This is a genomic window from Anaerolineae bacterium, from assembly GCA_013178165.1.
Taxonomy (GTDB): domain Bacteria; phylum Chloroflexota; class Anaerolineae; order Aggregatilineales; family Ch27; genus Ch27.
This window is the reverse complement of record JABLXG010000048.1, coordinates 1-23426: the sequence shown is the minus strand read 5'-3', so window position 1 is coordinate 23426 and position 23426 is coordinate 1. Positions and strand designations below refer to the sequence as shown.

The following is a 23426-nucleotide window of genomic DNA, read 5'->3' as shown; positions in this document are numbered from 1 at the left end:
GGTTGAAGGTTGCCCATCTACGCACCAAATCGCATGTGTATTTTCTCTCAAAATGACACGCGACTTCATTCTGTTGCAGGAACATGAAAACCATTCCACGAATTTCAACCGAAAAGGATACAGTACCCCAAGGTGTTGTTGCAGTGCCTGTTCTTTCGTGCTAGACTGAGCAACAGCGTCTTGCGGTTACGTAATCAGCACTTATATAAGGCTATGGCAGAAAAAATCCTAATCGTAGATGACGATCTCGACAGTCTCAAATTGATCGGGCTGATGCTGCAACGGCAGGGATACGAGATCGTCGCTGCCAGCGCAGGCGCCCAGGCAATCGCCAAAGCCACTGGCGAAGCCCCCGACCTGATCATCCTTGATGTGATGATGCCGGATATGGACGGCTATGAAGTGAGCCGTCGCCTGCGGGCTAATCCCAGCACGCAGGATATCCCGATTATCATGTTCACGGCCAAGACTCTGGTTGATGACAAGGTTGCCGGATTCGAGGCGGGAGCAGACGACTACCTCACCAAACCCACCCACCCGGCAGAGCTGGCATCGCGTGTCAAAGCAGTTCTGGCGCGTCGGGCAGCCAAGCGGGGTGCCGCCGCTGAGCTTGGAACCTTGCTGGCGGTTATCGGCGCCAAAGGGGGCGTAGGGACAACAACACTGGCCATGAACCTGGCCGCTGCGCTGAACAGCACAGCTGAGGGAACCATTCTGGCTGATATACGGCCCGGTCAGGGTAGTCTGGGCATTTCTTTGGGCTTCGGGCGGGCCACGGGATTGGCTAACTTGCTCACCCGTCAGGTCAGTGATCTCAACCCCCGTGCAGTTGGCGCTGAATTAGTGAGCCATAAGTCTGGGTTGCGCCTGCTTCTATCCTCTGTTCGCCCCCGGGAGGCCAATCTTAGCATGGCGCCGGAGGTCGTTTCCGGCATCCTGCGTCATTTGCGCGGCCTGGGGAAGATGGTTGTTGTCGACCTGGGCACCGGCCTCAGCCCTGCCAACCAGCGAGTTCTCCGTGAAGCTACTCATGTCATTGTGGTAAGTGAACCCCAGCGCATCCCCCTTAACATGACACGGGCGTTGCTCAATGATCTCAATGATCTGGGGGTTGGCCCTGGCCGTGTCAGCATTGTACTGGTCAATCGCGCCCAATCGGGCCTGCAAATCTCTTGGCAGGAAGCTGAGCAGATCCTGGGGCGGGAGATTCAGGGAGTCATCCCCCCTGCTCCTGACCTGATCCTCCAGGCAGTCGAGGCAACACAACCTGTTGTCAATCTGCAGCCAGACGCGATTGTGACTACGCAGTTCCAGAAGATTGCTGAGAAAATCATCAGTCACCTAGGGGATAGCAAAAAAGCCGGCTAGACCTTCACAAATCCTGTCCTGCTACTCAGTGCAGCAGATCCGTTGTTGCCACCGGCGCGGGCAAGCTCCCTGCCAGGTTTTTGCAGGTGCGGGGTGCAGATGAACAGATACGCTATAGAACATGCTGCACTGCTCATCCGCAATGCATCCTATCCAATCGCCCTCACTGGCGCCGGGATCAGTACGCCTTCCGGAATTCCGGATTTTCGTAGCCCTCATACAGGTCTCTGGGAGCAGCCAAATGCGGTAGAAACCGCCAGCATCTTTGGCTTCCGGCGCAACCCGCAGGCTTTCTACAACTGGATGCGCCCGCTGGCGCGCAAGATATTGGCGGCCAGCCCCAACCCCGCTCACTATGCTCTGGCTGAGTTGGAGGCAGCTGGTTACTTGAAGGCAATCATCACGCAGAATATCGACATGCTGCATTCGCGAGCAGGTTCGCGGGAAGTTTACGAATTGCACGGTCACCTGCGGCAGGCCACATGTATTGAGTGTTTTACGGGGTACGAAGCTGAATCCCTAATTATGAATGTTATTCAGAACGGGCAGGTTCCTCATTGCCCGGCCTGTGGCGGTTTACTCAAGCCGGATGTGATTCTCTTCGGCGAACAGCTGCCCGTTCGAGAATTGCTTGCGGCTCAGCAGGCAACCCGTCGCAGTGACCTTATGCTGGTCGTCGGGTCTTCTTTGCAGGTTGCCCCTGTCGGTGATTTGCCGCTGGTGGTGAAAGAGCGCGGAGGCGGCCTGATCGTGATAAACTATCAGGAGACCCATGTTGACCGCGCAGCGGATGTACTCTTCCGAGAAAACGCCGCCGAGGTGCTCCCTCTGATCGCCAGGGCGGTGATGGAGGCTAGCTGACCTATGTCCGACAACAGTCTGCCAGCTTCTGAAACAAGGCCGGTGGGTGAGCAGTACGCATCCTTAATGGCTCGCTATGAGCGGCTTATGGAGATTAGCCGTCAGCTCACCTCGACGCTGGACCTCAACGCCCTGCTTGATCAAATCATCCAGGCTGCTATTGAGCTTACCCAATCGCAGGCTGCCTCAATTCTGCTGGTCGACCCGCAGACCGGTGAGTTGCGCTTCGAAGCTGCCTCGGATATCAGCAGCGGCACACGGGATGCCCTGATTGTCCCTAAAGAAGGCAGCGTTGCCGGCTGGGTTGTCACGCATGGCGAATACGTTCTGGTGCCCGACGCTCCCAACGACCCGCGTTGGTTTCAGGAAGTGGAGAAGTCCGTCAAGACCAAGACACGCAACATGCTGGCGGTCCCCATGCGCGCCCACACCAGAATCATCGGTGCTCTGGAAGCCCTGAACAAACGGAATGACGCGCCCTTCACCACAGATGATGTCAACACGCTGACCACACTTGCCGCCCAGGCAGCCATTGCCATTGAGAACGCCCGGCTCTTCCAGCAGAATGATTTCATTGCTGAACTGGTTCACGAATTGCGTACTCCGCTGGCGGCTCTAAAGGCCAGCACTATGCTTCTGATGCGTCCCTCGCTCCCGGAAGATCGTCGCTATGAGATCATTGCCACGATGGAACGCGAGACAGATCGCCTGATCCGGATGACCACTGAGTTTCTCGATCTTGCTCGCCTGGAATCCGGGCGCACCAGGTTGGAGATGGCCCCCTTCGATCTTCGCGAGTTGATCGACGAAACTGTCACGGTAGTACGCCAGCAAGCGCTGGAACGGGCCATCACGATCAACGTTGATGCGGAAAAGGTCGAAGTTGAGGGCGACCGCGGCAAGCTCAAGCAGGTATTGCTTAATTTGCTGACCAATGCGATCAAGTACAACCGGGAACATGGCCTGATCGATGTTTGCCTGCGTCCTCCTCAGGAAAAGGCACAGGACACCGTGACCGTATCTGTCCGTGACACCGGGCGGGGAATCGCCAAAGAAGATCAGGCCCATATCTTTGAGCGCTTTTACCGCGTTGCCGATAGCGAAGGTTTCACACAGGGTACGGGGTTGGGCCTGATCATTGCCAAACGAATTGTGGAAGCGCACAACGGCAATATGTGGCTGGAGAGTGAGCCAGGTCTGGGATCGACATTCAGCTTCACGCTGCCGCGCCGGTCTTACAAGAGCCTCCGCGCTGCCACATCACCAGCACACTGAGGAAGTCAGAAGGTCAGCAGTATCTTTAGTCGGCCCGGCTGCGCAGCCGCAGCCAGAGCTTCCTCGCCCGCTGTGAGGGGATAGCGTCCCTCGATCAGTGATGTAACCTCAACCATGCCGCCGGCCAGCAGGCGCAGGGCAGCATCAAAAGGCCCGCAGCGACTGCCGATGACGGTGATCTCATTCACGGCAACCTGGGTCAAGTTAGCCTGTGGCAGACCATGATAGGTACTCTTCAGCACCAGCACGCCACGCGGCCGCAACAGTCGCAGGGCGTCCGCAAACCCTTCCTGTCGCCCGGTACAATCAACAACCACATGAGCCTGCTGCTCTGGCAGGTCTGTCAGATAGGCAGCTCTGATACCCCACTGTGCCAGCAACTGCGCTTGCCGCTCGTGACGGACGACAACGGTGAGATCCACCCCTGTCAGCCGTAGCACCTGAGCAACCAGCAGCCCCAGTTTCCCTGCCCCCAGAACCACAACCCGATCGCGCGGGCGCACATGTGCCGCTTCCAGCACCTGGCATGCTGCCGCTAGCGGCTCGACAAAGACCGCCTGCTCGTCGTTGAGGGTATCTGGCACCGGATGTAGATTGCGGGTCGGCAGGGTGAACCGGTCGGCGAACACACCGGCGCGGTTCTGGATGCCCAGTACAGTGCGTGCCCGGCAATGCGTGTAACTACCTTCCTGGCACAGGTCGCAGGTGCCACACACAACGTTGATCTCACCAACAACGCGTTTCCCGACCCAGTCGGGCGGGCCGTCAATGACCCGCCCGACGAATTCGTGGCCCAGGATGCCCTCGTAGTTGTAGTAGCCCCGTACCAGCTCAAGGTCAGTGTTACAGATGCCAGCTAGCAGCGGCTGGATTACGACCTCACCCGGAGCACAGGTCGGCTCAGGAGCATCACTGAGGAGCCGAACCTGACCATGATGGACAGCCAGCGCGCGCATGAACTTTGTTCTCCCGGCAAGACCTGCCACTGTCTTCAGGAACTTCGTGCCATGTTCAGGCTGGCTGTTGGCGGCGGCCTCGGCTTAGCAGGGGGATTTCACCCTTCTCCCAGGAAACGAGCAGAGGCACGGCGTTGAAGATCGAGGAATAGGTGCCACTGGCCATGCCAATGAACAGGATTGCCACAAACTGCTTGATAGTTGCGCCGCCAAAAAGCAATAGCGCAGCCATGATGAAGAAAGCATTCAGCTGTGTAGCCAGTGACCGGTGAATGGTTTCCAGCACGCTGCGATTGACCAGCATCTCGTAATCCTCGCCCCGGCGCTTGCGGCTGTTTTCCCGGATGCGGTCAAACACCACGATCGTATCCTGCACGGAGAAGCCAATCACCGTGAGCATCGCCGTCAGGAAGAGCGCGTCCACTTCCCAGCCAAAGAGCAATCCCAGGATGGACATCACGCCCATCACCACCAGGATATCGTGAATCATCGCGGCAATGGCGCAGACACCGTAGCGGAAGGCGTTGGGTACCTGCCGAAACGCAAAGACAATGAACAGCAGAATAACCACTGTCGCCACAACAACGGCCACCACTGCCGCCTGGGTGACTTCAGCGCCAATGGTCGGCGACACTTGCTGGACATTGGTCGCATCCTTGTCCAGCGGAGCCAGTTGTTCGCTGAGCGCCGCTGTGATCTCCTCAGTGACTTCTGGTTCCACAAAGCTTGTTCTTGCCTGCCACCGGGAGCCGCTGATCATGGATGCTTCGATTGGCTGTAGCTCCTGCAGGACTACATCCTGCAGGCCATACTGGCTGAACACGTCGCGAATGGCATCTTCGGTCACGGGCGCACTGAACTGCAGCTCAAACAGGCTACCGCCCACGAAGTCAATACCCAGTCGGACGGGCGCGCCGGTGGTCGCAAGTGAGAAGAGCATGGCCACGATGCCGGGCACGATCACAAGCGTAGAGACCAGAAAGTAGTACTTGCGATTCTTGACGAAGTTGAACATGGCGCTTTGGTGCTCCTTGCCTTAGATGCCCATCCACCACATGCGATGTTCCAGTTTGTCACCCGCCACCTGCATGACCAGGATCAGGAGCGTCCGGGTCACAATCACGGCCGTGAACAGATTCAGTACCAGACCCAGGGCCAGCGTGATGGCAAAGCCGCGCACTGAACCGGCACCGAACGTTGAACCGAACAAGTACAGGATTACGCAGATGATGATTGTGGACAGGTTCGAATCGCGGATCGAGGTCCAGGCGCGGTCAAAGCCCGCCTCCACAGCGATATTAAGCTTACGTCCCTTGCGCAATTCCTCTTTGATTCGCTCAAAGATCAGGATGTTGCCGTCTACCGCCGTGCCTACTGAAATCAGGAAGCCTGTGATCGCCGGCAGAGTCAGCGTCACCGGGATGAACTTGAAGAGGGCGATGTTCATGATCCCGAACAGCAGTAACGCAACATCCGCCGTGATGCCGGGTACCCGGTAGTACAGCAGCATAAATGCCAGTACCGTGATTACGCCCAGAACACCTGCCTGAATACTGCGATTGATGGACACGCGCCCGAGGGTTGGCCCAACGCTTTCCACGCTTTCCACACGCAGGGGCACAGGCAACGCACCGTAACGGAGTTGAACCGCTAGTTGCTGTGCTTCTTCTTGGGTAAAGGCACCGGAGATCGTCCCGCCGTCGGTCAGCGCATCCCTGATCACCGGCGCGGAGATCACCACACCATCCAGCACAATGGCCAGTGGCTGGCCAATATGCCGGGCGGTGAAATCACCGAAGATTTCAGCGCCTCGCTCATTCAGGGTGAAGTTGACCACCCACTCCGTGCCCAATCGGTCGACCTGGGCGATGGCTGATTGTAGCCCTGCGCCAGTCATCACAGTCACAAACGGCTGGCCGGTGCGCGGATTGACTATCGGCGCATTTGCATCAGTGGTTTCAGTGTTTTCCGGTTGTGGTGTGGCCGGTGTAGCAGTGGGCTGTTGTTCCCCTGGCGCTGTGGTTGCCTGCGCCTGTTGCCGGGCCGCCTGCTGCTCAAGCTGGGCCGTCGTGAGAATGCGAGCGCCGTATAGATGGCTCACATCTCCAAGCCCGGAAAAATCCACGAACTCCAGCAGACCCGTTTCGCGAATTGTCGCGATAGCAGTCTCAGGATCGGAGATGCCCGGCAGTTCAACGACGATCCGGTTTGCACCCTCCTGAAGCTGGATCACTGGCTCGACCACACCGAGCGCGTTGACGCGATTCTCAACAATTCGCCGGGCGGTTTCCATGTCGCCGGCGGTGATCTGATCCGCCGGTAGATCCGCCGCCAGCAACACGCGCAAACCGCCCTGCAGGTCCAGGCCAGGGCGGATGGCAATAGTGCGGGCGATCTCCGCCTTGCCATCATTGTTCAGATCGAGGTGGATTCCTGGGTTATCGGGCAGCACCATCCAGATTGAGACCACAGCAACCACTATGGTCACGATCAGCCACCGAATATGACCGCTCATGGGCGAATTCCCTTCAGTCTGCTTATCACAGGGATTTACCGGATGCAGGCACCATAAACCGGCTTCCCAGCGGAGCCGGCACCCGCAACATCATACCGCCGCGGTTAGCCAGTGTCAACGACTGCTCTGGTCTTTGCCTGAACCCGCTTCTTCTTTTATGCCGATGCGTGCATTGTGGGCCAGAATAGCCGGGTCATATGGTTGTGTCAGCGCCGCAGTAATGATCCGCACCTCAACGCCATCCGCCAACCGGATCGTAGCCTCACCCAGATCGGGTTGTAAGTCAACGATGGTGGCGATCAGGCCGCCATACGTGATCACCTTGTCACCGGGCTTCATCTGACGAACAAAGTATTGATGCTTCTTGAACTCCTGTTGCCTGGGCAGAATCACCAGCGACCAGTAGGCCGCCAGAACCAGCAACAGTACAACAAGTGTTGCGATAAGCTCCATGAAGAATCGCCTCTCATTCTTGGCTGACTGACTCACCGGACGCGTCCGATTATAGCCACCACCCTGTCATATGCCTAACGTCGTTGCAGGAGCGCCATGCTCTATGGTACAACATCCCCCACCGTACCTTACGGTCAGCTGCCCCAGGAGTGTAGGTAGCTGTACAATCACGATGGTTACGATAAGGAGCCTTCATGCGCGTCATCATCAATCAGAAAAAAGTTCGCCGCAATCGCCGGCTGGCCCAGTATGCCTTCTTTGGTACACTGGCGCTGCTCATTCTGGGCCTGTTTGTGACCAATATTGCGCCCACCAATCCATTGTTCCTGCTGGCACCTTTGCTGGTTTTGCCGGTGGCATTTGGCGCTACGCTGTACTCTGTCCGTATGGCCAATCTGTGGTTACGCGAACCGCGCCCGGAGGCTGTGCTTGCCACTACCCTCAAGGGCTTGAGCACGCGGTCGACCATCTATCACTATACCCTTCCTGCCCGTCATGTCCTGATCTCACCGCAGGGAGTCTTCTGTTTCATCCTTCGCCCTCAGGACGGCAGCTTTATCATCAATGGAAATCGCTGGTCAAAGAAAGGGAGCTTCCTGAGCAAATTCCTGACTTTCTTCCGCCAGGATACCATCGGGCGCCCTGACCTCGAAGCGTTACGGGAGGCAGCGGCGCTTCAGCGGTTCCTTGATCAGGTGGTTCCTGAAAGTGGTGTGCGGGTTGAACCAGTGATCATCTTCAGCAGCCCGAATGTCAGCCTGGAGGTCGTTCAGTCAGAGATCCCGGTGCTCTACGGCGATCCGCGTCAGAAACCTAACCTCAAGACGTTCCTGCGCGATCGCAGGAAACAGGGAGAAGTAGCCACGCTGACGGATGAGCAAATCACCGCCCTAGAAGCTGCCGTTGGGGTGGACGTTGTGGAGCAGGCATGACTTCTGGCCGCCAGCTGCCATGGCCCGCGTTGATCGCAGTCGTTCTACTGGCGTTCATGTTGCGCTTGCTGCAACTGGACGCCAGTCCTCTGCGGGGCGATGAGGCTTTTGCGATCCAGTACTGGGCTGCACCCTGGCCGGAGGGCCTGGCCCTGACCCGTGTGGAACCGCACCCGTATGGCACGTTTGCCATCTTTGCCCTCTGGAAGAGTCTGCTGGGTGATAGCGAATGGGTCATGCGCCTGCTCCCTGCCCTGGGGAATATGCCAGGGTTGGCCGGGGCATATGTGATCGGCAGGCGTCTATTCCGGGACCAGCGAGCCGGGCTGCTGGCGATCTTCCTGTACGCTATTCATCCGCATCTGATCTGGCACGCGCAGGATGTGCGCAACTATGCGCTATGGGCGGCAGCAACCCCTGTGTCTGCCGCAGCGCTTCTGGTAGCCCTGGATAGCGGTCGCCTCCGTAACTGGGTGCGTTACGGCGCGGCAGTGACACTGAGCGCCTATGTGTTCTTTTTTGCCCTGTTCTTCCTGGTGGCCCATGGGATCTATGTGGCCCTGTTCAGGCGTGCTCGCCTGCGGCACTGGGTGATGGCTGCTTTCGGCATAGCGGTGCTGCTTGTGCCGCTGGCGCTGCAGGTCCTGGCGATTGTGCGCGAGGGGCAGTACGCTGGCACGGCCGGGGGCTTTGTTCTGGGACAGTTGTGGACATGGTTTCTGCCGACTCTTACCATTGGCGATACGCTGCCCGCCGGGTTGATGGCATGGCTGTGGGCGCCGCTGGTGGTTGTGGTGGTTGGCGGGCTGTATGGTTTGTGGCGTTGGCGGCGCTATGTGAATGCAGTAGGATACCTGGCAACTGAGCTTGTTGTGCCGGTGGTCTTGCTGGGGTTGGTCTGCCTGCGGATGGATGTTTTTCGCCCGCGCTACCTGTTGCCGCTCGGGGCAGATTTAGCACTATTGCTCGCGGGTACGTTGTTTGCCTTGCTGTCTGCACGGGGAAAGTACCTCAGGTCAGTGGGATATGTTGTTGTCGCTGCCATCCTGCTGCTTGATGGTTGGGCGCTGGTCAATTACTACACCAATCCGGCCTATGCCAAAGCGCTGGACTGGCGAACCCTGGGCGCTTTCATGACTGCCGAAACCCGGCCCGATGAACTGGTGATCCAGCAGGCTCTTGACCCTGCATTCACCTATTACTTCCGCGGTCCGGCTGCCGAGACTACCCTCCCCCTGCGCGCCAATGCGCCGGCGGAAGAAACGATTGCCTATCTGGAAGATGCGCAGCAACGCTATACCCGACTATGGTTGATACCCGCTGATCTCCCATACTACGATGCGGAACATGTTCCCTTGACATGGCTAACCGAAGAGATGCAGATCATCGCTGATCTGTCGGTTGCCGGCTTCCACGTCCTGCAGTTTCAGTCCTGGGATGTGGCTGACTCTGAATACACTCGCCGCGTAAATGCCCGGTTTGCGGATATTGCCACCCTGCTCGACTGGCGGGTTGACCAGCTGGGCAGGGGTATGCTGCGTCTGACGGTGTACTGGGAACCGACTGCTAGGTCAATCAGCGCATTGACGGGCTTCGCTCACCTAGTCGGGCCTCCGCATCCGGATACCGGGCTACCACTATGGGCGCAGGATGATCACCCCCTGGCTACGGCTCACTGGCAGACCGGTCATGTGCGGCGCGATGTTTACCTCCTCTCCGTGCCGGATTCACCCCCGTCTGGCAACTGGCAACTGCATGTCGGCCTCTACGATCCTGCTACCCTCGAGCGCGTGCCAGTGGGCGCGGATGATCACTTCACTATCCAATTGGGCGCTGATCCACTGGCAAACATCCCGTAGGCACAGGCAAAAAGGGCCGCCGTAGCAGCCCTCTCTTACTACAACCCGGTTGGTCTTACTGAAGGCACACCAACACTGGCCTGCGGTTAGCCGTTGAGCCTGGCCTGCCACTTGGCCACAAGACTCTTATACACCTCTTCGCTGATCTCGCCATTGGCAAACCGCATGTCCAGATTGTCCAGAATCGCCTGAATCTGTTCGCGAGTCTGGGGGGTAGCGTTTTGCGGCGCAGCAGCTTGCTGCACATTCTGCTGCATCATCTGCATCATCATCTGTTGCATCATCATCTGTTGTTGCTGGAGTTGCTGCTGCAAAGCAGCCTGCTCCGGGTTGAGTGTCGCGCCGATGCTCTGTCCGACTCCCAGGCCAACCCCGGCCCCGGCCAGTGCACCACCCGCGCCGGTATTCTGAGCGGCGGCCTGAGCGATGTCCAGCCGACGAACACGCTCATACGCCTCCATGCTCATGTAGTTGCGCAGTTCATCAAGGGTGGCTTCCTTAGCTGTGAAGGGTTTCATCTCAATAGCTTTGAAGCGCATCCCCAGCGCGCCGAACTTCTCGTTCAGGCGAGCCATCAACGCACCCTCGAGATCGTTGAGCAACTGGTTGGCTTCCGGGACGCTGGTCACACCGGCGCTGCCAATCAGTGTCGTGATCTCGCCCAAAAGCATTGATTGCAGCCGATCTTTGATGTCTGGGATGCGCAGGATGGGCTTACCGATCGCATACTGGCGCACAAAGCGCACCGGATCATCGATACCGATGTCCATCACCCCGTGGGTCACCAGCAGGACAACCCCCATGCCCTTCCCCGGCGTCTCCATCACGATGGGAGGATTCGTCCCCCAGGGCACCTGCGGCAGGTCTTTCTGGTTGACGAAATACAGATCGGCGGTGAAGGGGTTGCGCCCGCCAGTCACCATACCAATCAAACCGGAAAGAATCGGCAGATTCGCTGTTGAAAGCGTATGGTTGCCTGGCCCTAGCGCGTCCAGGACTTCTCCCTGACGCACAAAGACTGCCGCCTGGCTTTCCTGAACGATCACCTGCGACCCCATCCGCCAGTCACCGCCGCCAGCCTGCGGTTCGCGGTACGTTAGCTCATCATCCATCACATTGACATGGTCAATGACATCAATAATCCGCGCCATCGGTATTGTCTCCTTATCTGAAATCTCTGAATCGATCGGCTAGGCCAGACCGTTGATCACATCCCGGCGCAGGTCGAAGGCATGGGCCGCTTCATCCACAATAGCCCTCAGTTCGGCCAGTATGCCAGTGATGTCAGCATTCGTTCTGGCTGCCTCCACAAATTTGTCAACAACCGCCGTAATCTGATCCACGTAACGCAGCATCGCTTCGTCGAAGGCAAAAACATCAGCCAGTTGTTCGTGGCTGATCTTCAGCGCACCGGTGAATGCATACCCAGGTGCGGCAGTGCCAATCCGATCTGCCAGCGTCTGCAGTCGATCTTTCTCTGCCCGCGTCTTGCTCATCATCCGCAACCCGCCGCTGTCCAGAATGAGGTTTTCTGCGTCGGCCATACGAACCACCTGGGCGCGAAGCTGGCTGGCGATGTGCTCGCGCACAATGCGGTCAGCGTCACGCTGGGCGCTCATGTCGAAGTAGCTCTCAACGTGCTTGCCAAGCAACGGGATACGCGACACCAGGTTCTCAAAGGACCCGCGCTGGTTCACGATACGGTCGTACAGATTACTGCTCATCGCTATTTATCTCCTCAGGTCTGCCCCTATTCACATCGAGTCTGACCGGCGCAGAGTCACCTGTGCCTCAAGCATACAACAGAGTGCCAGTCGGAACAATCGCGGTGCTTGGACAGTGCTAGCTAAGAAAATACTCTGTCCCACAGAATCGGCACGACAGTACACCCTTACCGGTCAGTGTGATCTCGCCGCCGCAGTTTTCACAGCGTTTCAGTTCTCGCAGTTCGCGGGCCTCGCTGGAGTACAGAATCCCTTTCTCCCAGTTGATGTAGCCGCTGAACACCTGCAGGCCCACTAGCCGGTGCACCAGCGCCCTGATCTCCTCCTGGCTGACCTGCATTTCCAGAGCCAGATCGCGGACATCAACCTGGCCGCGGCTGCGCACAATATCCAGCAACTGCCGTTGCCTGCCTGCTTCAGCCAGTCGGGCCGCCTCGCGATTGCTCTGCACCAGCATGAAGATGCCAAAGCCCACCAGTGGCGCTACCAATACCACAAAGGCAATGCCCAGGCCAAGAATCGCGCCTGAAGCCGTCAGGCCGCCACTGCTGACGCCGCTGAACAGAAAAGCTGTCACGATTAAGGCAATGATCAGCCCCACTGCGATCAGAACGATGCCGACCACCCGTCCGCTACCCACCGGTTTCCTCCTTTTCCGGCTGTCCTACCCGGCTTAGCCAAAGCCAGCGCTGCCACCACCACCGCCACCACCGCCACCGCTGAACCCGCCACTGAAGCCCCCTCCCCCACCGCCGGAAGAGGACGGGCGGCTCACCAGTGTTGAAGAGGCGTTATTCAGCATGGTGAACAGACCGGCTGACATTGCGTTCAATCCCGTGTTCAGGTTGGAGGCCATGCCATCCAGTGAACCGTCGGGCCGTGCTAGCTGGCTGCGGATGTCCGGACTGCGCATGTCCACCAGGGGTTCCCCGAAAGTGTAGCCTCGTGCCCACGGCCCGCCTACATATCGCGGATAGTACCAGTAGGGGATTGGTGTGGACTCGATCCGGATGAACTGGTTGACCCATGTCCGCTCCAGACCAAAGGCGATGGCGTACGGCAGGTAATTGTTGAACTGGTCAGTGGCCGCTTCAATATCTGCATACTGGCGAACATTCTGCAGATAGTTCCTGAACGCCCGCCATTTCGCTGCTTCCTCCGCCCCTTTGGTGGTCTTGGCGGGCATGCGCGGCCCGGCGATCATCATCACCACTCCCACCAGACCCAGTGCAATGGGCAGGCAGATCAATCCTTCCGGCAGGCTAGTTGCCATCTCTGCGCCAAAGGCGGCCATCAGGAAAGGCGCGCCAAATGTGGCGACGGCTACCAGCGCGCCGCCCAGCCCTATCCAGCGCCGGCGAACACTCTGCGGGTTGGCGTCAAAGAAGCCCTCTTTCACCACTTCATCGTAGATCTGGCTCTGAATCGTCGGGATGTGAACGTAGAACTTGTTTTTCAGTTCCTCCATCTCAACGGTATTCTTCCGGCCAAAGAGCTTGTTGAGCAGAGTCAGCTCGTAGCGGCGCAGGCTGTTGGTAAGGGGTTTGGCAGTGCGCTTGAAAGTAAACGTCGTTCGGCCACCAATCCCCAGAATCCCGGGATTTCGTTCCTCCTCAATGACCAGATACCCCCGGCGCGCCAGGTCGATGATGGTTGACAGCACATCGCGCAACTCAGCGCTCTCATCAATTAGCGTCCCCGCTACTGCCGGGGGAAGATCGGACGGGGGTTCGGTCAGATATTCCGGCGCCACACCCACTTCAGGATCACGTCCGCGCGACCACCAGCGGTAATAGGTCAGCGCCACACCAGCAATAACCAGCACAATCGAGCCGCTGCCCAGTAATAGATTCAGGATGGGGTAAAGTGTGGCCTGTCGATCGAATACTGCCTGCCAATCGGCGATTCGCCCGGCAGGATTATGCGGGAACTGCACCCGTACTTCCAGCGCCTCGTTGGCAGCGATCTGACGTGTGGCACGGAACGTAACCACATTGCCATCACGGCTGATATTTGCCGGTGCGCCGTAGGCTGCAACAGGGTCTGTATCACGCGGTGTATAGGCTTCAGGCAGCCGGACCGTCACTGTCGCGCTCTGAATCGGATAGGCATGATCGGGGGCGATGGCGAACCAGTCGATCTGATCGCCCCCCTCATAATAGAACAGCGGGCCACTCACGTCGTAGGTGATGGTGAACACGCGCTGTTCGCTCTGAGCAGGCCGGAGGAAGTAGTAAACAATCCGCAACTCCCGCCCATCATCAGTCACACAGTAGGTGCCTGCTCTTTCTGTGCATCCCTGCTGTAATGGTGTCCCGCCCTCAGATACCCGCACGTTGGTGATCCGTTCAAGGCGGTCGGCAACCGGGATTGCCCGGAAGCCATAGCGGAAGCTTCCGCCAATGAACTGGATATCATGCACCTCAGTGACGCTGAATCGGTTGGCTGTGGTGTCTACGTTGTCGATCGTGACCTCCCACCGCCGCCAGTACAGCGATCGGCTCTGGGCGCGTGCCGCTGCAACCGTGCCCAGTACTGTCAGTCCGACAACACACAGCGCAGCGACAAACCACAGCCGTCGTCTTGTGATCATCGCTCTCTCTTGCACCTCACTACCGTAAGCATGGTGAAACATCCATCCTTCGGGTTCGTTATAACCGCGCTCACCTGGACGCGCAAGTTAGGGGCCACAGCGCCAGAGGCAACCCTCCTTCGGCATCGGCATCAGATTCCATAAACTTCCGCCTCTCCGGAGTGTTCGATCTCAGTCGCGCGATCCGCCAGTATTACGGTACAATGAAGTTTGACAACCGGGCGCGCCTCAAGCAAGGTGATCACGCAACACCGTTGCCGGTATGGGCTTGGTTCGAGAGCGATACACGCATCTTCTCTGGAACAACATTCAGAGTGGGAATATCGCACCAACGGGTTATAATGTACCGCCGCACTGAGGGCTGTCCACAGTTGCGATTTCTGTATCCGCTCCTGGGGAGTGCATGTGCCTGAAGTATCGTGATATTAGGCAAGGGAGTCTGTGCGTGTGCTCAGGAAGCCTTGCCTGATCGCAAGGCTCTTTTTCTGCGTTTTCGGAACCCTGATAGGCAACTGACCCTCACGCTATGACGGTGACAGAAGCAACCCGCGATCCTATTCTTGACCTGCTGCTCTCCCAAGGAGACAAGCAGGGATATCTGACCTACGATGACATTCTGGCGGTTCTCCCACCGGAACACCAGGATGATGTTTCCAGGCTTGATGAGATTCTGGAACTCCTGGCAGAGTCCGGCATTTCTGTTCTGTCGGAACCGCCTGGAGATGAGCAATTTGCCAGACAACTGGGCGATGTCGCCGGCGCAGCCGACCTCACTACCATTGAGGAATTTGATCTGCGAGACGACGCAGGCTACCAGCAAGCCCTGGAAACCGATGACGTCGTTGGCCTTTACCTCAAGGAAGCCGGGCGTGTTCCTTTGCTGACTGCCGAGCAGGAGGTTGCCCTGGCGCGACGGATTGAATCGGCGGCGCTGGCCAGGGAGCAACTTGAGGAATATGGCGATTCGCTCGATCCGGATACCCGCTATGAGCTTGAGAGGATCATCGCTGACGGTGAAGAGGCGCAGGAGCATCTCATCAGGGCTAATGCCAGGCTGGTTGTCAGCATCGCCAAGAAGTATGTTGGGCGTGGTGTGGCATTCCTAGACCTGATTCAGGAAGGTAACATCGGCCTGATCCGCGCCGTGCGTAAGTTCGAATACCGGCGTGGCCACAAGTTCAGTACCTATGCTACCTGGTGGATCCGCCAGGCGGTTAGCCGGGCGGTCGCCGATCAAGGCCGTACAATTCGCGTGCCGGTGCACATGGGCGACCAGATCAATCGCCTGCTGCGCGTGTCGGCGTTGCTTGCCCAGCAACTGGGCCGCGATCCCACCATCGAAGAACTGGCCGAGGCGATGGAGACCGAGCCAGAACGTGTTTCGGAACTTATGGAAATCTCGCGCCGTCCGGTCAGCCTGGATGAGCCAACCAACGACGAACAGGATGCTGAGATCGGGGACTTCATCGAAGACATCACGTCCCCTTCCCCGCCCCAGATCGTGGCCGATCAATTGTTGCGCCAGCAGGTTAACGAGCTGCTTAACCGTCTGCCAGAACGCGAGGCTTACATCCTCAAGTTGCGCTATGGCCTGTTGGATGGCCGGGTTCATACGTTGGAAGAGGTCGGCCAGGAGATCGGGGTAACCCGTGAACGGGTGCGCCAGCTGGAAGCTCAGGCACTTAACCGGCTGCGTCACTCGTCTGCACTGATGTTGCGTGACTACCTGGTCGAGGATTGACAAGGAGGGGGCAAGTGGAAAGACGCGTTGCCCGGCAAAACCTGTCATTCTGGGTCTGGCCGCTGGTGCTGGTCATCGCTGGTATCTTGCTGCTCCTGCGTAATTACCTGTTACTGGATTTTGACGTATGGCGTCTGTGGCCGCTCGTGCTGATTGTCCTGGGGGGGCAGATTGCCCTGACGGGCGATCTGGGTAACCGGGCCGCGCAGAGTTTTCGGGTTTCTCGCGGCAGCGTTGAAGCGGCTACCCTGCAGGCTAGCAGTGGCGACGTAGATATCCACCTGAATGCTCTGGAAGGGCAGGAAGGTCGTTTGATTGCCGGTCAATATACTGCCAACTCACGTCCGGAACTGGCCACCCAGGGCAATCGGGCGATCATCACCATGCAGCGCGGCAAGACATGGTTCCTCTCCCTGGCGGATTGGGAAATTGATCTTGCTACAGACCTGCCATGGGAGATTCTGGCAAGTACCTACTTCGGTGAGATCAGCGGTGATTTGCGTGGGCTGATCATCGATCGGGCGCACTTTGCGACTGGTTTTGGTGATATTCGTCTGATTACGCCCGACCGACCTGCTGGCCCTCTGGTCTTCCGCTCAACACTGGGCAATATTCACCTGACCGTCCCTGCTAACATGGAAGCCAGCCTGACAATTCAGGCTGGCCCCCTGTTTACAGTCAAGATTGAAGATTCACGCTGGCGCTCAGATGGCAACCGGCGTTATGTGACTGCTGGCTATACGGGCGCCATTGAGCCGCTTGAGCTGATCGTTGGCGGAACTTTCGGCGGCTTGACCTTGAGCTAATCACCGGAAGATCAAGTCAAGCGTTGTGTCTGTCAGCCGTATTTGCACCAGACCGAGCGAATAGCCGTTTGCCTGAACACGTAGCTGGCTCAGGGCAGTGTTCATCTGGGCTACCGTCTGGTTGACGTAGCTGGCTATGTCGGCGGTCACGTCTATCGTGTAGACCTGCCCGTTAAGCACAACTCCCTGGGCAACCACGCTCTTCATATCTGGCCCCAGCACCAGCAACACCCCCAGACCCTGGGTTAATCCTCCCAGGGAGACAGCGCCAAAGACCAGCAAACCGCCGGGGTGAAAGTCAACCGCTGTAACCCGGAATTGATCGGTTACGCACCCGCGCAGCAACGTGCGGCAGATGCCATCGAGCGCCTGTTCGTTGTACGAGATCAGCGCCAGGGGGGCGCCATCCACCGCCTGCCCGAACCATGCCGCCTCGGCGAAAGATTCGGCTGTGCGCAGGGTAACGCTGCCAGTTCCGCTGCTCACCTGAATTTCCGCCGGCACGCTATAAGACTGAAACCACCCCTGGTACGGGTTGTTGCCCGAAGCGCCTGTCGAAGCGCTGCCGCCGGAACCGGTGACACTTCCAGCCACGCTTACTGGCGTTGGCGTTGGCCCGGTTGTTCCGGCCTGGCTCTGTACTGCAGGAGGAGTCGGCGGCAGATTTACCACTTCAAAAGGTGTTACTGCAACCTGTTCCCAGAATTCCTCTACGTTGCCCTGCGGGCGGAATCCAATCGCTTGCAGGAGTAACCCTGGGAGCGCCGAGACTACCAGTACTGCGCCAATACACCCCAGCACGACAAAAGGTATCAGCCACAGCAGACACGAACGGTGCTGCTGTCTTCTTGAGGGGAGTTGTCTGGTTTGCATCATTTGCTCCTGTTTTTGGGAAGCCCTGGTGCTGGAAAATGCCTTGTCAATCCGCCTGCCATTCGCTATACTATCGTTTACCTGGCGACGTCGCCAAGTGGCAAGGCAAGGGTCTGCAAAACCCTCATCGTCGGTTCGATTCCGACCGTCGCCTCCTGGGTCAAACGCCGGTCCAGTGCCTGGATTGGCGTTTTGCCATATGATGGGTTGTCGTGCAGCTTAAGGCCGTTACTGCGGCAATCACATTGCTATAGTGCAAAGCGTTGATGGCGACGAGTACAGCATGCTGCGCAGTACAGAGAGCGACCGCCCGCTGAGAGAGTCGTCTGCAGGTATGCCTGGAAGAACCCGCCAGAGCGTCACGGCGAAGCTCGGGGGCTTCTGCCCGCCGTCAGTAGTTGTGAACGGGTGCGCCCGTTACCGCGCCTGAGTTCCGTAATCCTGTTCGGGACTTGCAGAGGCCAGTGGTCGTGAGGCTGCTGGCGATCCAAGGTGGCACCACGAGCGCCCCCTCGTCCTTGGCGACAGGGGGCATTCTTGTTGCCACATTCCGGCGTGGCGTTCATACCTCGCCGAAATGGACTCAGACAGGAGGGTCCCATGCAACGCGTTCTGGCCGCACAACTGGGTGACTATGTTGGACAGCGGGTGCTTGTTCAGGGCTGGTTACATGCTCTGCGCAAGCTGGGTGAGGTGAACTTTCTCGTTGTGCGTGATCGCAGCGGAATCTGCCAGGCCGTCACCAGCCTTAATGACCTCAAACCACTGGATGGCCTTCAGCACGAAAGCGTGATTGCCGTTGAAGGAGAGGTCGTCATCGCGCCGAAAGCGCCAGGAGGCTATGAGCTGTACCACAACCGTGTGCAGGTCATCTCACCTGTGACCACGCCGCTGCCTTTTTCGCTCAACAAGAACCGCATCCGGGCTAACCAGCCTGCCTTTCTGGATCATGCGGTCATCGGCCAGCGTCATCTAAATCAGCGAGCCATTCTGCGCCTGGCCAGTGGGGTGATGCAGGGTTTCCGCGCCACATTAGATGCTCTCGACTTCGTTGAAATTCAGACTCCCAAACTGGTCGCCTCCGCTACGGAAAGCGGCGCCAATGTCTTCACCGTCGACTACTTCGGCCAGACGGCTTACCTGGCCCAGAGTCCACAGTTCTACAAGCAAATCATGGTCGGGGTCTTCGAGCGGGTCTACGAGGTTGGTCCGGTCTTCCGTGCCGAGAAACACGCCACAACCCGGCATCTCAACGAATATGTCAGCCTGGATGTGGAAATCGGTTTCATCGAGGATCACTACACGGTCATGGCACTGCTGACCGATGTAATCAAAGGCATTCTCAACCATTTGGCCACGCATTACTCGGCGCAGTTGAGCCTCCTGAAAGCCCAGATCCCTGAGGTTGGCGAACGCATCCCGGATATCCATATCATTGATGCCCAGCGCTTACTCACCGATCAGTTTGGTATGACTGATGCCCTGGGCGCTCCTGACCTGACGCCAGAACATGAGCGCCTGCTGGGTAACTGGGCAAAAGCAGAATACGGCAGCGATTTCCTGTTTGTTACCGGTTATCCCCTGGTCAAGCGCCCGTTCTATACCCACCCAGATCCGGAGCGCCCCGGCTACTCACGCGGGTTTGACCTGCTGTTCCGGGGTATGGAACTGGTGACAGGTGGCCAGCGTCTGCACCACTATGAAGACTATCTGGCCGCTGCCCGCGCACATGGCCTTGATCCGGCTCACTTCGCATCCTACTTTGAAGCGTTTGCTCATGGGATGCCGCCGCACGGCGGATTTGCCATTGGCCTGGAGCGTTTCCTCATGCAACTGCTCGATCTACAGAACATCCGCCAGGCGGCGCTTTTCCCCCGCGACCTCAACCGCCTCACGCCGTGACGCGCAACGATGCGCAATTGCTGGTCTGCAACCGGCATGGTATGCTGCTGGCGTGCGTGGTGCACCCGTGCGCGGTGCACTGACTTCGTGGGAAAGCGGGCGCTGCAAAGGCCTGCCCGGAGATGAAGACCAGGACATGAAAGCGCATACGCTCAAGATGCTGCTGGTGCTCCTGCTCATTGCAGCCGGTCTACGTGCCTGGAACCTGGATACCCAGAGCATCTGGTTCGACGAGGGCTACTCGTGGTATGCCGCCTCCCGGCCTACCCTGCTCCAGACAGTTGCTGGCGATCTGACCAACCCCCCGCTGTACTACCTCCTGTTGCATATCTGGATACGTCTGATAGGCGATTCGGAGTTTGGCCTCCGGTCGTTATCGCTGCTGCAGGGTGTTTTGCTGCTGGCTGTGATGGGCATGGCTGCTCGCCGCTGGTTCGGGCCAGGTGCAGCTACCCTGGTTGTTGCGCTTGGAACGTTTACGCCCTTGCTCTGGTGGGCGTCTCAGGAAGCGCGGATGTACAACACGCTGGCGCTGGCCGTGTTGTGTGCCATGATCGGCCTCAGTGACATCCTGACGGCTGAGCAGCCTTCGCACCAATCCTGGTGGCTGCTGCTTGGTGGAGAAACCGCTGCTCTGTATACCCACAATACCGGTGTTGTTGTCCTGGGCGCTGTCAACCTGCTGGCCGGTGTCTGGTGGCTGGGAGCATTGTTCAGGCGCCGCTGGACATGGAGATGGCTGCGCCGCTGGCTGATCACCCAGGGGATCGTTCTGCTGATATGGGTGCCCGAACTGGTCGGGCGCTTCAGTACGCTGGGCAGCGCTAACGCCGCTACCCGTACTCCACCAGATCTCACCCCCGCTCTACTCTGGCAGGCCTGGCAGGGCCTGTGGGCCAGTTCCTGGGAAATGGTGCGGGCTAACCCCGCCGTGCTCAATCTCATTTCGCTGGTGACAGTGCCACTGCTCGTGATCAGTCTGGCTGGCCTGCGCACCTGTGCAGGTCGCATGGTATGGGCCGCGATTCTTGCCTTGTGGGGCGTACTCGTTGCAGCTCTGTCGGTTCTGGGCGTCAACTACCACGGTCGCTATAGCGTGATGATAGCCCCCCTGTTCCTGATTGCGGTGGCTGCAGGCGTGACCGGTTTCACCCATCAGGCTCGTATTCGCAGCGTTTTCGGTGCGGCTGCGGTATTTCTGACAGCTGTTACCTGGTTTGCCTTACCGGGGCGGCCTGATCCTGCTTATCAACACGATCAGGCTCGGGAGATGGTCGCCTACTACCGGCAGACACTCGGCCCGGATGACCTTGTGCTGACATGGTCGTATGCGGCGCGGTATGAATTGCTCTACTACCAGCAGCGCCACGGGTTGCCGGCGCAGATCATTACGCTGCCAGACGGGGCAGAAGCGGACAACGTCATCGATATACTCAACCGTCACCTGCCACCCGGCCAGTCTGTCCGTGTTGAAATCAACACCTGGTATACCCAGGGCAGCGATCGCCGCGGTATGTTGCGTTGCTTGATCGGCCATAATCATCCTGCCCCTGGGCATACGATGGTCGTTCAGGGAATGGCTTCCACGGCCTATGAGGTCACCGGGCCTCTGACGATTCCTTCCCCACAGGCAATCACGCCTGTGCAGTTCGATACAGTAACGCTGCTGGCAGCTGGCCTTACCGGGGAAATCCAGCCAGCCAGTCATGGCATCTGTATTCCTCTGGAAGTCACGCTGAACGCGCCGGTTAAGGACGATTTGCAGGCGGCGGTCCGTCTTCTCAACGCGCAGGGCCGTGAAGTTGCCGCCGCGGACGCGCCGATTTTGTCCGCGCAGCAGGCCGGTACCCGCTACCTGAGACCGGGAGAGTCGGCATTAGTCTATCCATTGCTCTATCTGCCTCAGGGAACGCCGCCCGGTGCGTACCGCGTGACTGTCCGTCTCTATGGCGCAGATGCGCCTTCCGGCCTTGACATTCGCGATCCTGCCAGTGGTGCGCCTGCAGGCAAAGATGCTGAAATCGGCCTCGTGCGCGTGATCGACGGTAATTGGCCGCCCTTCCCCGCTGGCTGTGCCCTCTCGATCGCGCCGGGTTTGCTGTTAACCAACTGCGCTGAGCTTGCACCAGCAGAGTTCCTGCATCCGGGACAGACTCTGCCACTCACGCTGGCCTGGCAAATCGATGGCGAGCCGCCGCCAATTACCGTTTCACTCACAGGATCGGACTGGCACATTGAGGATACGGCCACCCCTCTGGCTTCCGGGGCAGTTCTCGACTGGCGGGAGATGGTGATCCCCGCACAGGCAGCTGGCCGGGCGATACTCAAAGCCCGGGCAGCTGGCCAGGAGCCGGTGACGCTCGCAGAATACACCATCGTAACCGGCGATCATGTTATGTCTCCCCCTGCCGTAGCGTATCGCTCCGGTGTGCATTTTGCCGGCCTGGGAACTTTATACGGGTTTACTATTGAAGAGGAAATGATCTTCAACGGTTCGCCCGTGACCATTACGCTGGTATGGCAGGCTGAAACTGCCACACAGACGGCATACGTGGTGACGGTTCAGCTTCTTGACGTACATGGAATACTGATTGCCCAGCACGATTCGCCGCCAGTGGCGGGAGAGCGCCCGACAACTGGCTGGGTTGCCGGGGAGTATATTTCTGATACTCATCGTCTGGTATTCCGGGATGATCGTCGAGACTATACTGGCCCGGCCAGCCTGATCGTCGCTGTTTATGACCCTGCTACTGGTGCCCGAATTGCAGCTGACGGCGGAGCCACCGAGGCGGTGCTGCTCAGTAGTCTGACAGTCAGTTCGCGCTAAACAATGGTAGCGTCATTGTCAGGAACGTCCTGGTGAGGAGAGTCGGCGTCTTCATAGGAATCATCCAGCGCAACAGTGCGCTGCATCCGCCATGTGTCCGGCGCCGCCTGGCGGCCGGCTGCCAGCAGGATGCGCACCCGGTCGAGTAGAGTTTCGGATAAATAAGCGGTAGTGGCATAGCCATCAGCGCCAGCGTGCAGGCCGCGTCGAATCACCTCAGGGTCGATGCTATGAGACAGGGCCAGCACGGGAACGCTGGCAAATCGTGTGTCAGCGCGCAGACGCTCCAGTACACTGTAACCATCCAGCTCGGGCACCGCCAGTGCAAGGATGATCAGACCCGGCATCAGGCCGCCATCTAGCAGAGCCAGCGCCGTCTCTCCGTCCTTGACCAGGATCGATTGCACACCGATTCCCTGCAACAGGCGCGAGATAAGCCGACGAGTCTCGGTATCACTCTCTACAACCAGAACCTGCGCAGTATTGCCGCTCATAGTGCCTTCCTTCGAGTGGCTGTCTTTGCCGGTTCAGCGGCAGCAGCCACTCTCCCAGGAACCCGGCGACGGTCTGTCATCATTATAGCGCCAATGCTATCAGGCGCTGTTCCGGTGCGGCACGGCTGTTGCAAAGTTGTCAGGGAGGAGCCAGAAGCAGGTCAAGCGCCAGGTCGAGCCGAGCATTGAAGAAGCGGCGTGCTTGGGGAATGAAGTCGAACTTCAACAACCGGATGAGCCCCAGGGT

General features: G+C 58.5%; 18 protein-coding genes, 1 tRNA gene, 1 pseudogene and 1 other annotated feature. Of the genes and pseudogenes, 10 read left to right on the top strand and 10 right to left on the bottom strand.

The annotated features are described in order from the left end of the window. Positions 1 to 213: 213 nt before the first annotated feature. The 3 genes from HPY64_17740 to HPY64_17730 all read left to right on the top strand — a co-directional run bounded on the left by HPY64_17740 (position 214) and on the right by HPY64_17730 (position 3504). Positions 214 to 1368, top strand: a complete 1155-nt coding sequence (locus tag HPY64_17740; GenBank protein ID NPV68970.1) for a response regulator — start codon at positions 214 to 216, stop codon at positions 1366 to 1368. A 99-nt stretch (positions 1369 to 1467) separates the two neighbouring features. Continuing rightward, positions 1468 to 2229 carry an NAD-dependent protein deacylase gene (locus tag HPY64_17735; GenBank protein ID NPV68969.1) on the top strand — a complete coding sequence of 254 codons (762 nt, stop codon included), beginning with the start codon at positions 1468 to 1470 and terminating at the stop codon, positions 2227 to 2229. An 87-nt stretch (positions 2230 to 2316) separates the two neighbouring features. Then, positions 2317 to 3504 carry a GAF domain-containing sensor histidine kinase gene (locus tag HPY64_17730; protein NPV68968.1) on the top strand — a complete coding sequence of 396 codons (1188 nt, stop codon included), beginning with the start codon at positions 2317 to 2319 and terminating at the stop codon, positions 3502 to 3504. Positions 3505 to 3509: 5 nt separating this feature from the next. On the opposite strand, the gene HPY64_17725 is transcribed toward HPY64_17730, so the two are convergent. From HPY64_17725 to yajC, 4 genes are all read right to left on the bottom strand, one after another. Further along, positions 3510 to 4460 (bottom strand): alcohol dehydrogenase catalytic domain-containing protein, encoded by a 951-nt coding sequence (locus HPY64_17725; protein NPV68967.1) that lies wholly within the window; start codon positions 4458 to 4460, stop codon positions 3510 to 3512. A 55-nt stretch (positions 4461 to 4515) separates the two neighbouring features. Further along, positions 4516 to 5475: a protein translocase subunit SecF gene (gene secF, locus HPY64_17720; protein NPV68966.1), complete on the bottom strand. Its 960-nt coding sequence runs from the start codon at positions 5473 to 5475 to the stop codon at positions 4516 to 4518. Between the two features lie 21 nt (positions 5476 to 5496). Next, positions 5497 to 6975, bottom strand: a complete 1479-nt coding sequence (secD, locus tag HPY64_17715; GenBank protein NPV68965.1) for a protein translocase subunit SecD — start codon at positions 6973 to 6975, stop codon at positions 5497 to 5499. Between the two features lie 114 nt (positions 6976 to 7089). Beyond that, positions 7090 to 7428, bottom strand: a complete 339-nt coding sequence (gene yajC / locus HPY64_17710) for a preprotein translocase subunit YajC (protein ID NPV68964.1) — start codon at positions 7426 to 7428, stop codon at positions 7090 to 7092. Positions 7429 to 7622: 194 nt separating this feature from the next. On the opposite strand from yajC, the gene HPY64_17705 reads away from it, so the two are divergent. Both HPY64_17705 and HPY64_17700 read left to right on the top strand, forming a co-directional pair. Continuing rightward, on the top strand, positions 7623 to 8360 hold the full coding sequence (locus tag HPY64_17705) for a hypothetical protein (protein NPV68963.1): 738 nt from the start codon (positions 7623 to 7625) through the stop codon (positions 8358 to 8360). Next, positions 8357 to 10219, top strand: a complete 1863-nt coding sequence (locus HPY64_17700; GenBank protein NPV68962.1) for a hypothetical protein — start codon at positions 8357 to 8359, stop codon at positions 10217 to 10219. The genes HPY64_17705 and HPY64_17700 overlap by 4 nt, the downstream gene beginning before the upstream one ends. Before the next feature lie 86 nt (positions 10220 to 10305). Here the strand turns inward: HPY64_17700 and HPY64_17695 are convergent, their stop codons facing one another. From HPY64_17695 to HPY64_17680, 4 genes and pseudogenes are all read right to left on the bottom strand, one after another. Further along, positions 10306 to 11370: an SPFH domain-containing protein gene (locus HPY64_17695; protein NPV68961.1), complete on the bottom strand. Its 1065-nt coding sequence runs from the start codon at positions 11368 to 11370 to the stop codon at positions 10306 to 10308. A gap of 39 nt (positions 11371 to 11409) precedes the next feature. Beyond that, positions 11410 to 11943 carry a hypothetical protein gene (locus HPY64_17690; protein NPV68960.1) on the bottom strand — a complete coding sequence of 178 codons (534 nt, stop codon included), beginning with the start codon at positions 11941 to 11943 and terminating at the stop codon, positions 11410 to 11412. Between the two features lie 118 nt (positions 11944 to 12061). After that, on the bottom strand, positions 12062 to 12583 hold the full coding sequence (locus HPY64_17685) for a hypothetical protein (GenBank protein ID NPV68959.1): 522 nt from the start codon (positions 12581 to 12583) through the stop codon (positions 12062 to 12064). Positions 12584 to 12955: 372 nt separating this feature from the next. Next, a pseudogene (locus tag HPY64_17680) lies at positions 12956 to 14578 on the bottom strand (DUF2207 domain-containing protein). Positions 14579 to 15062: 484 nt separating this feature from the next. Here HPY64_17680 and HPY64_17675 point away from each other — a divergent pair. Both HPY64_17675 and HPY64_17670 read left to right on the top strand, forming a co-directional pair. Then, entirely contained in the window at positions 15063 to 16277 is a 1215-nt protein-coding gene (locus HPY64_17675; protein NPV68958.1) for a sigma-70 family RNA polymerase sigma factor, read from the top strand. Positions 16278 to 16291: 14 nt separating this feature from the next. Further along, the gene (locus tag HPY64_17670) at positions 16292 to 17083 is read left to right on the top strand and encodes a hypothetical protein (protein ID NPV68957.1); all 792 of its coding nucleotides are present in this window, start codon (positions 16292 to 16294) and stop codon (positions 17081 to 17083) included. On the opposite strand, the gene HPY64_17665 is transcribed toward HPY64_17670, so the two are convergent. Further along, complete coding sequence (locus HPY64_17665; GenBank protein ID NPV68956.1) at positions 17084 to 17956, bottom strand: hypothetical protein; 873 nt, start codon at positions 17954 to 17956, stop codon at positions 17084 to 17086. It abuts the gene before it with no gap. An 83-nt stretch (positions 17957 to 18039) separates the two neighbouring features. On the opposite strand from HPY64_17665, the gene HPY64_17660 reads away from it, so the two are divergent. The 3 genes from HPY64_17660 to HPY64_17650 all read left to right on the top strand — a co-directional run bounded on the left by HPY64_17660 (position 18040) and on the right by HPY64_17650 (position 22685). Beyond that, positions 18040 to 18110 (top strand) — tRNA-Cys (locus tag HPY64_17660). A gap of 100 nt (positions 18111 to 18210) precedes the next feature. Next, positions 18211 to 18479 (top strand) — a binding site (T-box leader). Positions 18480 to 18556: 77 nt separating this feature from the next. Beyond that, positions 18557 to 19858, top strand: a complete 1302-nt coding sequence (gene aspS, locus HPY64_17655) for an aspartate--tRNA(Asn) ligase (protein ID NPV68955.1) — start codon at positions 18557 to 18559, stop codon at positions 19856 to 19858. 136 nt (positions 19859 to 19994) lie between these two features. Beyond that, positions 19995 to 22685 (top strand): hypothetical protein, encoded by a 2691-nt coding sequence (locus HPY64_17650; protein ID NPV68954.1) that lies wholly within the window; start codon positions 19995 to 19997, stop codon positions 22683 to 22685. Here the strand turns inward: HPY64_17650 and HPY64_17645 are convergent. Then, on the bottom strand, positions 22682 to 23179 hold the full coding sequence (locus HPY64_17645) for a response regulator (GenBank protein NPV68953.1): 498 nt from the start codon (positions 23177 to 23179) through the stop codon (positions 22682 to 22684). The two genes, HPY64_17650 and HPY64_17645, sit on opposite strands and share 4 nt — an antisense overlap. Between the last annotated feature and the right edge of the window lie 247 nt (positions 23180 to 23426).